Origin of the sequence: Streptomyces xanthophaeus, from assembly GCF_000725805.1 — a bacterium.
GTDB lineage: Bacteria > Actinomycetota > Actinomycetes > Streptomycetales > Streptomycetaceae > Streptomyces > Streptomyces xanthophaeus.
Genome location: NZ_JOFT01000009.1, coordinates 59,999 through 72,940 on the forward strand (window position 1 = coordinate 59,999; position 12,942 = coordinate 72,940).

The following is a 12,942-nucleotide window of genomic DNA, read 5'->3' on the forward strand; positions in this document are numbered from 1 at the left end:
TTTCGCGATCACACATATGCGTGAGGGACACTTAACCACTGCGTCTTGCCGCGAGCATGGCACCCCACCCGGCAGGGCTGGGCCGGACGCGATGTTTTTGGATCAACGCAGGCTCGAAGCAATGAAGCTGATCATGGAGGAGCAGGACGTGGAGTTCGACGTCACCATCGAGATCCCCAAGGGTTCGCGGAACAAGTACGAGGTGGACCACGAGACCGGCCGGATCCGTCTGGACCGTCGCCTCTTCACCTCGACCAGCTACCCGGCCGACTACGGCTTCGTCGAGAACACCCTCGGCGAGGACGGCGACCCGCTGGACGCGCTGGTCATCCTTGACGAGCCGACCTTCCCGGGTTGCCTGATCAAGTGCCGCGCCATCGGCATGTTCCGCATGACGGACGAGGCCGGCGGCGACGACAAGCTCCTGTGCGTGCCCGCCTCGGACCCGCGCGTCGAGCACCTGCGCGACATCCACCACGTCTCGGAGTTCGACCGCCTCGAGATCCAGCACTTCTTCGAGGTCTACAAGGACCTGGAGCCGGGCAAGTCGGTCGAGGGCGCGAACTGGGTCGGCCGCACCGAGGCCGAGGCCGAGATCGAGGCCTCGTACAAGCGCCTTGAGGCGCAGGGCGGCCACCACTGAGCTTCGCGCTCGGCGGTAAGGCTGTGAAGGGCCGGGGCACTCCCCCGCGCCCCGCGTGACATGAACGGGCGGCATCCCCTGGACGGGGGGTGCCGCCCGTCGTCGTCCGCGGCGTCGACTGCACGGGGCTCCGCCCCGGAAGGCCCCGCCGCAGCCCAGCGGCCATGGGCATGTCGGGCCGCTCGTAGGGCACGCGCGGGCCGGAGGGGTGCCGTCCAGGCGCCCGCGGCGCAGCCGGCGGCCGTTTCGACGGGGATGGAAGGGTTCCGCATACTGATACCGCCGGGTGATCACGGACTGGAGGACGCGTGGCGGAAGCCGACGGGGCAGAGGACAAGAAGCCCACGTCCGACGAGGCGCACAGCGCCTTCACACCGCCGCCCGGGACGGCGCCCGGCGCTCCGGAGGAGGATCAGCCGACCTCGGAGTTCGCGATTCCGCCCGGCGCCGAGCCGCAGGTGCCGGAACCGGAGCGGTCCGCCTTCGCCACCCCGAGCGTCTACAGCGCCCAGCACTCCCCGCCGGCCTACACCCCCGGCCAGGGGTTCCCGGTGGCCCGGCTGAAGGAGTCCCCCTGGCAGGACCGGATGCGCACGATGCTGCGCATGCCGGTCGACGTGCGACCCGTCCCCGAGCTCGTCCAGCGCCAGAGCGAGACCGGTCCCGCCGTGGGCCGCGTGCTCGACCTGACACTGCGCATCGGCGAACTGCTGCTCGCGGGCGGCGAGGGCGCCGAGGACGTGGAGGCCGCCATGTTCGCCGTGGCCCGCTCCTACGGGCTGGACCGCTGCGAGCCCACCGTCACCTTCACCATGCTGTCGATCACCCACCAGCCCTCGCTGGTGGACGACCCGGTCTCGGCGAACCGGACCGTGCGCCGCCGCGGCACCGACTACAACCGGCTCGCCGCCGTGTTCCGGCTCGTGGACGACATCAGCGCCCACGAGATCGACGTCTCGCTGGAGGAGGCCTACCGGCGTCTCGCCGAGATCCGCCGCAACCGGCACCCGTACCCCGGCTGGATGCTCACCGCCTCCGCCGGGCTGCTCGCCGGGGCCGCTTCCACGCTGGTCGGCGGTGGGGTGCTCGTCTTCTTCGCGGCAGCGATCGGCGCGATCCTCGGCGACCGTCTGGCGTGGCTGTGCGCCGGCCGCGGGCTGCCCGAGTTCTACCAGTTCGTGGTCGCCGCCATGCCTCCCGCCGCCATCGGGGTGGCGCTGAACATGACGGGGATCGACGTCAAGGCCTCCGCCGTGATCACCGGCGGGCTCTTCGCGCTGCTTCCCGGACGGGCCCTGGTCGCGGCCGTGCAGGACGGGCTGACCGGCTACTACATCACCGCTTCCGCCCGCCTGCTGGAGGTCATGTACCTCTTCATCGGCATCATCATGGGCGTCCTGGTCGTGCTGTTCGTCGGGCTCCAGTTCAACGCCTCCCCGCGGCCGGAGGAGGTCCTGGAGATCCAGCAGCGGCCGCTGATCCAGATCGCAGCCTCGATGGTGCTGGTGTTCACGTTCGCGATCCTGCTCCAGCAGGAACGTTCCACCGTGTGGATCGTGACGCTGAACGGCGCGGTCGCCTGGGTGACCTTCGGGGCCCTGCACTACGCGGGGGGCATCCCGCCCGTGCCCTCCACGGCCATCGCGGCCGGGCTGGTCGGCCTCTTCGGGCAGCTCTTCTCCCGCTACCGCTTCGCGTCCGCCCTGCCGTACGTGACGGCCGCCATCGGCCCGCTGCTGCCCGGTTCCGCGACGTACTACGGGCTGCTGCTGATCGCCGAGAACCGGCTGAACGAAGGCCTGGGCTCGCTCACCAACGCCGCCGCCATCGCCCTGGCCATCGCGATAGGGGTCAACCTCGGCTCGGAGGCCTCGCGGCTGTTCATGCGGATCCCCGGGGCCACGAGCGCCGCCAAGCGCCGGGCCGCCAAGCGCACCAGGGGCTTCTAGGGACACGTACGCCCCGGGGCCTCTGGCGGGCCTCCGGGGCGGTACGGGCAGTGGTGCGGGCAGTGGTGCGGGCCGTACGAGCGGTACGGGACCGGCTCAGCGCTTGGCGTGGCGGCCGCGCTGGCCTGGCGCCTGCGGGCCGGAGCCCTCGACCGGGGCGGAGCCGGCCGGCGCCTCGGCGGCCTTCTCCTTGCTCTCCTTGCGCGCCTTGAGCACCTCGAAGACGACCGGGATCACCGAGATCAGGACGATGCCCACGAGGATCGGCTCGACGTTGGTCTTGATGAACTCGATCTGGCCGAGCCAGTACCCGGCGACCGTGACACCGGCGCCCCAGCCGATGCCGCCGATGATGTTGTACGTCAGGAAGGTGCGGTACTTCATCGAGCCGGCGCCGGCGACCATCGGGGCGAAGGTGCGGATGATCGGCACGAAGCGGGCGAGCACGATGGCCTTCGGACCGTGGCGGTCCATGAACTCGTGCGCCTTGTCGAGGTTCTCCCGCTTGAAGAGCTTGGACTTCGGCCGGTTGAAGATCTTCGGCCCGAAGAACTTGCCGATCATGTAGCCGACCTGGTCGCCGATGATCGCGGCGGCCACGATCAGCGTGCACACCAGCCAGAGCGGCTGCTTGATGTACTGGCCGTCCGCGACCAGCAGACCCGCCGTGAACAGCAGCGAGTCGCCCGGCAGGAACGCGAAGAGTCCCGACTCCGCGAAGACGATGATCAGGATGCCGATCAGACCGAAGTGCGAGATCAGATAGTCCGGGGACAGCCACTCAGGGCCGAGCGCAAACGTGTACACGGGTTCCGGACTCTCCTGGATCGGGGGGGGTGCCGGCGAGGGCAGGCGGGTGCGGGCGGTCTCAATTATCAACGCACACGACCCCCGCCGGGTTCCAGGAACCGGCGGGGGCCGTAACCGTGACCATTCGTCTACACGCGGCGCACCGCATTGGCCGTGATCGCGTCCCGCAGGAACGCTGCAAGGCCCGGCCGCAGGGCGTCGTAGTGGGCGGTGAACCGCTCGTCCGCGACGTACATCTCACCGAGGCAGGTGTGCATCTCGTACGAGCAGGCGTAGTGGTTCCCGCTGATCCAGCCGCGGTGCTCCTCGGCCAGGTCCATGGCCGCCTCGGACTCGGCGGACTCCCCCGCCTCCATCAGGGCGACGAGCCTGCGGTTGATGCCGTCGGCCTCGTCCTGGATCCGCTTCCAGTCGTCCTTGGTGTACGAGGCGGCCCGCCGCTGCGACTCGGCGTACTGCGCCGTGCCGCCCCAGCGCTCCTCGGCCTCCTGCGCGTACTGCTCCGGGTCGTGGTCCCCGAAGACCTCGAACCTCTCCTCGGGCGTGAGGTTGATTCCCATCTTGTTCGCCTCCATGGCGTGCTCGACGGCCTCGGCCATCTGCTGGAGCCGCGCGATCCGGTCGGACAGCAGGGCGTGCTGCCGTCGCAGGTGCTCCTGCGGGTCCGTTCCGGGGTCGTCCAGCAGGGCCGCGACCTCTTCGAGGGGGAAGCCGAGCTCCCGGTAGAACAGGATCCGCTGCAGCCGGTCGAGGTCGGCGTCGTCGTACCGCCGGTGTCCCGCGTGGCTGCGGCCGCTCGGGGAGAGCAGCCCGATCTCGTCGTAGTGGTGCAGGGTGCGCACCGTGGTCCCGGCGAAACCGGCGACCTGGCCCACGGAGTAGCTCATCGCCTTCCGCTCCTCTGGTTGGGTACGCCCTTCACTGTGGTCCCTCACGTGGCGTGAGGTGCAAGTCCGCTCCGCCGGGTCACTTGCTCAGGCCGCGGAAGCGGCCCACCGCCAGCGGGACGAAGACGGCCAGCAGCAGGAGCGGCCAGCCCACGGCCAGCAGGGCGGCGTGGTCGGAGGCCCAGGAGGGCGGCGCCGCCGCCGGGTTGCCGAAGAGGTCGCGCACGGCCGTCGCCGTCGCCGACATCGGGTTCCATTCGACCACGGTGCCCAGCCAGCCGGGCATCGACTCCGGCGTCGCGAAGGCGTTGGAGAGGAAGCCCACCGGCCACACCAGGATCTGCACGGCCTGCACCAGCTCCGGGCGGCCCGCCACCATCCCCAGGTGGATCCCGATCCACAGCATCGCGAAGCGCAGCAGCAGGAGCAGTCCGAAGGCCGCGAGGGCGGCCGCCGCGGAACCGTGCCAGCGCCAGCCGAGGAGCAGGCCGACGCCCGCGAGGACCACGAGGCCCACTGCGGACTGGAGCATGTCCGCGGCGCTGCGTCCGACGAGGACCGCGGACGAGGACATCGGCAGCGACCGGAAGCGGTCGATCACCCCCTTCTCCAGGTCCCGGGTGACCGCCGTCATGGTGGCCTCCAGCCCGAAGGCCATGGTCAGCGCGAGCATGCCGGGCACCAGGAACTCGACGTACTCGCCGTCGATCCCGCGTCCGCCGCCGACCAGGAAGCCGAACATGAGGAGCAGCATCACCGGGAAGACCAGCCCGACGACGACCTGCACCGGCTGGCGCGCCCAGTGCGCCAGCTCCCGCCGGGTCATCGTCCAGGAGTCCGCGACCACCCATGCCGTGCTCATGCGGCCACCTCCGCGGCGTCTTCGCGGCCGGTGAGGTGCAGGAACGCCTCGTCCAGGGTGGGCCGTCGGACCGAGAGGTCGACGGCCTCGATGCGGGCGCCCTCCAGGGCCCGCAGGGTCTGGGCCAGGCCCGCCATCCGGTCCTCCACGGGGAAGCTGAGGGTGAGTGCGCCCTCGTCCACCGCGGGGTCCGGCAGCAGGGCCGCCGCGTCGGCGAGGCGGGCGGCGTCCCGCAGGACGACGACGATCCGGTCCGCCCCGACCAGCGCCTTCAGCTCGTCCGCGGTGCCCTCCCGCGCCACCCGTCCGCCGTCCATGAGCGCGATCCGGTCGGCCAGCTGGTCCGCCTCCTCCAGGTACTGGGTGGTCAGCAGGACGGTCGTGCCGCCGCCGACCAGGGAACGGACCGAGCTCCACACCTCGGCGCGGCCGCGCGGGTCGAGTCCGGTGGTCGGCTCGTCCAGGAAGAGCACCTCGGGGTCAGTGATCAGCGAGGCCGCGAGGTCGAGCCGGCGGCGCATGCCGCCGCTGTACTGCTGCACGGGCCTGCCGCCGGTGCCGGCGAGGCCGAACCGCTCCAGCAGCTCGTCCGCCCGCTGCCCGGCGCGCCGGGCTCCCAGGTGGTGGAGGCGGCCGAACATCTCCAGGTTCTGCCGGCCGCCCAGCTGCTCGTCGAGCGCCGCGTGCTGGCCCAGCAGCCCGATGCGGGCGCGGACGGCCGCCGGGTCCTTGCGGACGTCGTGGCCCGCGACGCGGACGAGGCCCCTGTCGGGCCGCAGCAGGGTGCTCATGATGCGGACGGCCGTGGTCTTGCCCGCCCCGTTGGGGCCGAGCACGGCGTGGACCGTGCCGGGGGCCACCTCCAGGTCGAGCCCGGTCAGCGCGTGCTTGTCCGCGTACCGCTTGTGGACACCTTCGACGAAGATCGCCAACGGGACTCCTCATCCAGCTCAGTAGTCAAACTTGAATAGCGGGCTGCGCCAAGGTAATGCCCGGATACGAGCTAGTCAAACTTGATTAGGCGAAGGGGTTCTCCTGGCCGTCCGCCAGCACTCCCACGAAGGGGTCCCCGCCCTCACCGGCGAAGGAGTACGCGCCGCCCTCGATCCGGCCGATCAGCCCCCGGGTCCACTCCGCCTCGGCGTCCGCGGAGTGGACCCACCGGTGCATGATCTCGCCGATGTGGCCCAGCTGCCCGGGACCGCCCTCCGGCGTGTAGTAGTCCGTCACCGACCCGCGCCAGTCCGCGAGTTTCGCCAGCCGCTCCCGCAGCAGCTCCAGCACCTCGGCCCGCGGCAGGTCGACCATGAACCCGATGGCCGCGGAGAGCAGGTCCGCCTTCTGGTCGTACGCCGCCAGCGCCTCGCGCAGCAGCTTGAAGTACTCCGCGCGGCCGGCGTCCGTCACCTCGTACTCGGTGCGCGGCGGACCGCCCGCCGCGCTCGGCGCCACCTCGTGGGCCAGCAGCACGCCCTGCTTCGCCATCTGCTTGAGCGCGTGGTAGATCGAACCGGGCTTGGTGTTGGACCACTCGTGGGCGCCCCAGTACTCCAGGTCGTTGCGCACCTGGTACCCGTGCGCCCGCCCGTGCTGGCGGACGGCGCCGAGGACGAGAAGCCTGATCGCTGACATGCGGCCAGGCTAGTCGCCGGGCCCTCACCCCATGGCGCGGGTGCCGTCGACGGACTCGCGGATGATGTCCGCGTGGCCCGCGTGCCGGGCGAACTCCTCCACCAGGTGCAGCAGCAGCCAGCGCATCGAGACCTTGGTGTCCGCCGGGAACCACGGCGCCGGGGGCAGCGGGAAGCTGTCGTCGAGGCTGGGGACGGCGGTGATGAAGGCCTCCGTCTCCCGCGCGACCACGTCCCAGAAGGCCAGGACGCCGGGTACGGACTCGCCCTCGACCAGGCGGAAGGCCTCCGCCCAGCTCCCCTCGTCCCGCATGCGCTCGTTCGGCTTCTCCTGGGCCAGCCGAAGCCAGTTGAGCTCGCACTCCGCAGCGTGCTTGAGCAGCCCGGACAGGGACAGCTCGCTGACGCTGGGGCGGCTCGCCGCCTGCTCCTCCGTCAGGCCCTGCGCCGCCTCGCGCAGGGCGGCGCGCTGGGCCTCGACGAAGGCAAGGAGCGTGCCGCGCTCGTCACCGGGGACCTCTGTGGAAACCTGAGCCATGACCGACCGCCTTCTTCCGTGGTTCTTCTCCCTGACAAGAACCACGCTACGGATCAATGCGGTCAGCTTCTGTCCTCATTGCCCTGACGGGGCCGTGTTCTCCTCGTCCGGCCGGATCACCGGCAGGGCGGTCGCCGGCTCGGGCAGCAGCGCCTTGGAGAGGTCCTGCTTGCCCGTCGGGTCGAGCCCGTACATGGCCTCGTAGATCTTGCGCACCGCGGGGCCCGAGGCCCCGGAGCCGGTGCCGCCCTGGGAGATCGTCATCACGATCGCGTAGTCCTCGGTGTACGAGGCGAACCACGAGGTCGTCTGCTTGCCCTGGACCTCGGCGGTGCCGGTCTTGGCGTGCATCGGGATCTGCTTCTGCGGCCAGCCGCCGAACCGCCAGGCGGCGCTGCCGGTGGTGGCCACCGAGGCGAGGGCCCCGTCGATGTCGTCGCGCAGCTCGGCGTCCATCGGCAGCTTGCCCTGCTCCTTCGGCGCGATCTCCTGGACCGAGGTGCCGTCGGCGCTGACGACCGCCTTGCCGACGCTGGGCTGGTGGAGGGTTCCGCCGTTGGCGATGGCCGCGTAGACGGAGGCCATCTGGATCGGCGTCACCAGCGTGTCGCCCTGTCCGATCGAGTAGTTGATGGCGTCGCCCTCGCGCATCTGGTTGCCCTGGCGGCAGTTCTCGTAGGCGATCTTCTCGGCGAAGGTGCCGTTCTTCTTGCCGTCGCGGCACCAGGCGTCCTTGTTCGCCTCGAAGAAGTCCTGCTTCCACTGCCGGTCGGGGACCCGGCCGGGCACCTCGTTGGGCAGGTCGATGCCGGTCCGCTTGCCCAGGCCGAACTCGTGGGCGGTCTTGAGGAACCAGTCGCCCGGGTTCTTCTTGGGGTGGATGCCGCCGTCCTTCTTCCACTCCTGGTCGGCGATGGCGTAGTAGACCGTGTCGCAGGAGACTTCAAGAGCCCGGCCGATGGTGATGTCCCCGTAGCCCTGCGACTCGAAGTTCGTGAAGGTCTGGTTGCCGACCGAGTAGGCGCTGGGGCAGGGGTAGCGGCGGTCGAAGGGGTACCCGGCATTGACCGCGGCGGTCGAGGAGACCACCTTGAAGACCGAGCCCGGCGCCGCCTGGCCCTGGATCGCCCGGTTCAGGAGCGGATAGTTCGACGCCTTGTCGGTGAGGGAGGCGTAGTCCTTGGCGGAGATGCCGCCCACCCAGGCGTTCGGGTCGTAGGTCGGATTCGAGGCCATGGCCACGATGCGGCCCGTCTTGGACTCCATGACGACGACGGCGCCCGAGTCGGCCTCGTAGTTCCGGTGGGTGTTCTTGTCGTACCCCTTGCGGGCCTCGATCATCGCCTCGTTCAGCTCGCGCTCCGCGACCGCCTGCACGCGGGAGTCGATCGAGGTCACGATGTTCGAGCCGGGCTGCGACCGGTCGCTCTCGGCCTGACCGGTGACGCGTCCGAGGTTGTCCACCTCGTAGCGGGTGATGCCCGCCTTGCCGCGCAGCTCCTTGTCGTACGTCCGCTCCAGGCCGGAGCGGCCCACCTGGTCGGAGCGCAGGTAGGGGGAGTCGGACTTCTTGGCCTTGGCGATCTCCTCGTCGGTGACCGGCGAGAGGTAGCCGAGCACCTGGGAGGTGTTGGCGCCGTCGGGCCCCGCGTAGCGCCGCAGGGCGGTCGGTTCCGCGGTGATGCCCGGGAAGTCGGCGGGGTGCTCGCGGATGTGCAGGGCCTGCTCGGTGGTGGCCTCGTCGCTGACCGGGATGGGCTGGTACGGGGACCCGTTCCAGCACGGCTGCGGGGTCTTCGCGTCGCAGAGCCGCACCTTGTCGACGACCTCCTGGGGGTCCATGCCCAGGACCCCGGCGAGGCGGGTGAGGACGGACTTGCCCTTGTCCTTCATGGTGAGCAGCTCGGTGCGGCTCGCGGAGACCACGAGGTGGGTGGCGTTGTCGGCGAGCGGGACCCCGCGCGCGTCCAGGATCGAGCCGCGCACCGCGGGCTGGACCACCTGCTGGACGTGGTTGTTCTTCGCCTCGTCCGTGTATTCCTCGCCGTTTCGTACCTGTAGGTACCAGAGCCGTCCGCCGAGGGTCAGGAGCAGCGAGAAGACGACGACCTGGATGACGACGAGCCGGTTCTGGACCCGAGGGGTCCGGCCGGTCTCCGGTATGTTGCTCAACTTGCTTCTCCCCCGGGCGGCTGCCGCGTACGCCCGCCCGAGTCTAGAACGGCCCGGACCCGGAAAAGGAAGCGCCCGGAACGGGAACCCCCTAGAACGGGAAGCGCGACCGCCCGTGCTGTACGGAGATCCACTTCTGGGTGGTGAAGGCTTCCACCGTGGCCTCGCCGTTCAGCCGGCCCAGGCCCGAGGCCTTCTCGCCACCGAAGGCAGCCAGCGGCTCGTCGCCGATGGTGGAGTCGTTGACGTGGATCATTCCCGTCTCGATCCGCTGGGCGAAGCGGACGCCGCGCTCCACGTCGCGGGTGTGCACGGCCCCGCTGAGCCCGTAGGGGGTGGCGTTGGTCAGCCGTACGGCCTCGTCCTCGCCGTCGAAGACCACCAGCAGGGCCACCGGACCGAAGATCTCCTGGCCCAGCAGCGGGGAGTCCTCGGGAAGGCCGGCCAGGACGGTCGGCTCGACGAGGTTGCCGCGCGTAGAACCCCTCACGAGCGCCTGGGCGCCCTCCTCCACGGCCCGGTCCACGAGCGCGGTCAGCGCGTCGGCCTGGAAGGAGTTGATCAGCGGGCCGATGTGCGTGCTCGCGTCGTGCGGGTCGCCGGTCTTCAGGGCGCGCACGCGGGCGGTGAACTTCTCGGTGAACTCCTCGGCGACCGAGGCGTCGACCAGGATGCGGTTGGCGGCCATGCAGACCTGGCCCTGGTAGACGAAGCGGCTGAAGACGGCCGCGTCCACCGCGTAGTCGAGGTCGGCGTCGTCGAGGACGACCAGGGCGCTGTTGCCGCTGAGCTCCAGGACGGTCCGCTTGAAGTGGCGGGCGGCGACCGCGCCCACGTGGCGGCCGACGCGGTCGGAGCCCGCGAAGGAGATCACCTTGGGGACGGGGTGGGTCAGGAGGGCGTCGCCGATCTCGGCGATGTCGGTGACCAGGACGTTCAGCAGGCCGGCCGGCAGACCCGCGTCCTCGAAGACCTTGGCGATGACGCCGCCGCCGACGACCGGGGCGTTCTGGTTCGGCTTGATCACAACGGCGTTGCCGAGGGCCAGGGCGGGGGCGACGGACTTCAGGGTGACGAGGAGGGGGAAGTTGAAGGGGCTGATCACGGTGACCACGCCGACGGGGAGGCGCTGGACCCGGTTCTCCTTGCCCTCGACGGGCGAGGCCAGGATCCGGCCTTCGGGGCGGACCGCCAGCTGCATGGCCTCGCGGATGAACTCCTGGGCGAGGTGGACCTCGTACTCGGCCTTGGGACGGGTCCCGCCGAGCTCGTCGATCATCGCCTCGATGATCTCCTTCTCGCGCTCCTCGGTGAGGCGCAGGGCGCGTTCCAGGACCGCGCGTCTCACGTACGGGCTGGTGGCGGCCCATGCGCGCTGGGCCCGCTCGGCCGCGCGGTAGGCCTGGTCCACCTGCTCGACGGTGGCCACGGTGATGGCGGCGAGCTTCTCCCCGTTGTAGGGGTTGACGTCGATGATGTCCCACGAACCGGTGCCGGCCAGCCATTCGCCGTCGATGTACTGGTGAGCCAGGTCGGTGAATATGGACATGCCATCCCTTACTGCGAGCGCGCACCCGTGCGCTGCACCGGAGACCGATCGGTCGTCATGCACTGATCAGACGTCATACTACGTGCGAATCAAGACAGTTGGAGCAGTCCCCGCAGAAGATCCCGGGTCCGGTCGGGGTCGGGGCAGTCCGCCTGGAGCCGTTCCATGGCCCGGCCGTACTGCCCCACTTCCTCGTCCTTGTCCAGGTAGAGGGCACTGGTGAGCTGTTCCAGATAGACGATGTCCTGGAGGTCCGACTCGGGGAAGCGCAGCAGGGTGAAGGCTCCGCTCTCGCCCGCGTGGCCGCCGAAGGAGAAGGGCATCACCTGGAGCTGCACGTTGGGCCGCTGCGAGACCTCGATGAGGTGTTCCAGCTGACCCCGCATCACGTCCCGGTCGCCGTAAGGGCGGCGCAGTGCAGCCTCGTCGAGGACGGCGTGGAAGACCGGGGCACTCTCGGAGACGAGGACCTTCTGGCGCTCCAGGCGCAGCGCGACCCGGCGGTCGATCTCGGCCGCGGTGGCGCCGGGCATGCCGCGGCTGACGACGGCGTGGGCGTAGGCCTCGGTCTGCAACAGGCCGTGGACGAACTGGACTTCGTAGATCCGGATCAGTGAGGCGGCGCCCTCAAGGCCGATGTACGTCTGGAACCACCCGGGCAGCACGTCTCCGTAACTGTGCCACCAGCCGGTCGCGTTGGCCTCGCGCACCAGTCCCAGCAGGGACTCGCGCTCGGAGGTGTCCGTGACCCCGTAGAGCGTGAGGAGGTCCTCGACGTCTCTGGCCTTGAAGCTCACCCTTCCCAACTCCAAGCGGCTGATCTTCGATTCGGATGCGCGGATCGAGTAGCCGGCCGCCTCACGGGTGATGCCGCGGGATTCTCGGAGTCGCCTGAGCTGTGAGCCCAGGAGGATGCGGCGCACCACAGAACCGCTGGCTTCTGCGGTCACTAGTACTGCCCTCCCCATCGCAATGGTGTGCGCGTCGCGGGGCCCCCGTACCCCAGGGGCCAGAGTCTGCCACCAAAACGCATCGGCCCGTACTCGTTCTGTAACGGAATCCCGTCTCCGGGAAAAGAAGTCCGTCAGCATGCGTAGGAAGAAATGAGCAAGAACCATCACGGGAGTGGACACGTCAGGCGCGTGCACGTGCATCTGCCCTTGCATCCGGCTCCGGCATTCGGAACGATGGTGCCGCGCACCTGCGTGCTCTTCGCGCCGGAGCCGGACCCACCCCGCAGTTCTCTTTGGCCGGAGCCGCCGCTTCGTCCGCGAATCCCGGGAGTGCCTCGCATGGGGACGAATGGATCGACCATGCTCGAGCCGTTACGGCAGGGGCTTCCCCCGGTCGACCCCACGGCTGTCTCCGGGTCCGCCTCATGCGCTCTGCCCGCCCGGTTCGAGGCGGTGCGGGGCGCCCGCTCTTTCTGCAGGTCGACGCTGTCCCAGTGGGGTCTGGACGACCGTTTCGACGATGTGGCCCTGGTCGTCTCCGAGCTCGTCACCAATGCGCTCCGCCATGCCCTGCCCGAGGACGCGCGGGGGGCGGGCGGGGAGGCGGAGCCGCCGGTGCGGCTGCACCTGATGCGGTGGAGCACCCGGCTGGTGTGCGCGGTGCGCGACCCCAGTGAGGACCGGCCCGGCGGGGCGTTCTCGCCGGAGCGCACGGAGGAGAACTTCGACCTGGAGTCCGGCCGCGGGCTGTTCCTGGTCGACTCGTACAGCGACAGCTGGGGCTGGCACCCGCTCGCGGGCCGGCTGACCGGCAAGGTTGTCTGGGCGCTCTTCCTGCTCCAGGACTGACCGGAGGCCAGAAAGCACCGCACCGGCCGGGAATGATCTCTTGGATCATTCCCGGCCGGTGCACGTGCATGGCTCGATCCGATGCGCTGTTCCGTCAGG

The 12,942-nt window shown here is 70.2% G+C and carries 12 protein-coding genes; 3 read left to right on the forward strand and 9 right to left on the reverse strand.

The window, feature by feature from the left end:
- The first annotated feature begins 148 nt into the window (after positions 1-148).
- Positions 149-643 (forward strand): inorganic diphosphatase, encoded by a 495-nt coding sequence (locus IO30_RS0101530; protein ID WP_008742522.1) that lies wholly within the window; start codon positions 149-151, stop codon positions 641-643.
- A 308-nt stretch (positions 644-951) separates the two neighbouring features.
- Positions 952-2,592 carry a threonine/serine exporter family protein gene (locus IO30_RS0101535; RefSeq protein WP_031138409.1) on the forward strand — a complete coding sequence of 547 codons (1,641 nt, stop codon included), beginning with the start codon at positions 952-954 and terminating at the stop codon, positions 2,590-2,592.
- Positions 2,593-2,688: 96 nt separating this feature from the next.
- Here the strand turns inward: IO30_RS0101535 and IO30_RS0101540 are convergent, their stop codons facing one another.
- The 9 genes from IO30_RS0101540 to IO30_RS0101580 form a co-directional block, all read right to left on the reverse strand.
- A complete protein-coding gene (locus IO30_RS0101540) occupies positions 2,689-3,399 on the reverse strand; it encodes a DedA family protein (RefSeq protein WP_037892759.1) in 711 nt (236 codons plus the stop codon).
- 131 nt (positions 3,400-3,530) lie between these two features.
- A complete protein-coding gene (locus tag IO30_RS0101545; RefSeq protein ID WP_031138411.1) occupies positions 3,531-4,289 on the reverse strand; it encodes a MerR family transcriptional regulator in 759 nt (252 codons plus the stop codon).
- 79 nt (positions 4,290-4,368) lie between these two features.
- Positions 4,369-5,151, reverse strand: coding sequence for an ABC transporter permease (locus tag IO30_RS0101550; protein ID WP_031138412.1), 783 nt, complete (start codon positions 5,149-5,151; stop codon positions 4,369-4,371).
- Positions 5,148-6,083 carry a daunorubicin resistance protein DrrA family ABC transporter ATP-binding protein gene (locus tag IO30_RS0101555; protein ID WP_031138413.1) on the reverse strand — a complete coding sequence of 312 codons (936 nt, stop codon included), beginning with the start codon at positions 6,081-6,083 and terminating at the stop codon, positions 5,148-5,150. The genes IO30_RS0101550 and IO30_RS0101555 overlap by 4 nt, the downstream gene beginning before the upstream one ends.
- Positions 6,084-6,168: 85 nt before the next feature.
- The gene (locus IO30_RS0101560; RefSeq protein ID WP_031138414.1) at positions 6,169-6,783 is read right to left on the reverse strand and encodes a PadR family transcriptional regulator; all 615 of its coding nucleotides are present in this window, start codon (positions 6,781-6,783) and stop codon (positions 6,169-6,171) included.
- A 24-nt stretch (positions 6,784-6,807) separates the two neighbouring features.
- Positions 6,808-7,320 (reverse strand): DinB family protein, encoded by a 513-nt coding sequence (locus IO30_RS0101565; protein ID WP_031138415.1) that lies wholly within the window; start codon positions 7,318-7,320, stop codon positions 6,808-6,810.
- 75 nt (positions 7,321-7,395) lie between these two features.
- The gene (mrdA, locus tag IO30_RS0101570; protein ID WP_031138416.1) at positions 7,396-9,492 is read right to left on the reverse strand and encodes a penicillin-binding protein 2; all 2,097 of its coding nucleotides are present in this window, start codon (positions 9,490-9,492) and stop codon (positions 7,396-7,398) included.
- A gap of 91 nt (positions 9,493-9,583) precedes the next feature.
- On the reverse strand, positions 9,584-11,041 hold the full coding sequence (locus IO30_RS0101575) for an aldehyde dehydrogenase family protein (RefSeq protein WP_031138418.1): 1,458 nt from the start codon (positions 11,039-11,041) through the stop codon (positions 9,584-9,586).
- Between the two features lie 89 nt (positions 11,042-11,130).
- A complete protein-coding gene (locus IO30_RS0101580) occupies positions 11,131-12,009 on the reverse strand; it encodes a helix-turn-helix domain-containing protein (protein ID WP_051858932.1) in 879 nt (292 codons plus the stop codon).
- Between the two features lie 324 nt (positions 12,010-12,333).
- Between IO30_RS0101580 and IO30_RS0101585 the strand changes: the two genes are divergently transcribed.
- Positions 12,334-12,843, forward strand: a complete 510-nt coding sequence (locus IO30_RS0101585; protein WP_031138422.1) for an ATP-binding protein — start codon at positions 12,334-12,336, stop codon at positions 12,841-12,843.
- Positions 12,844-12,942: the final 99 nt, after the last annotated feature.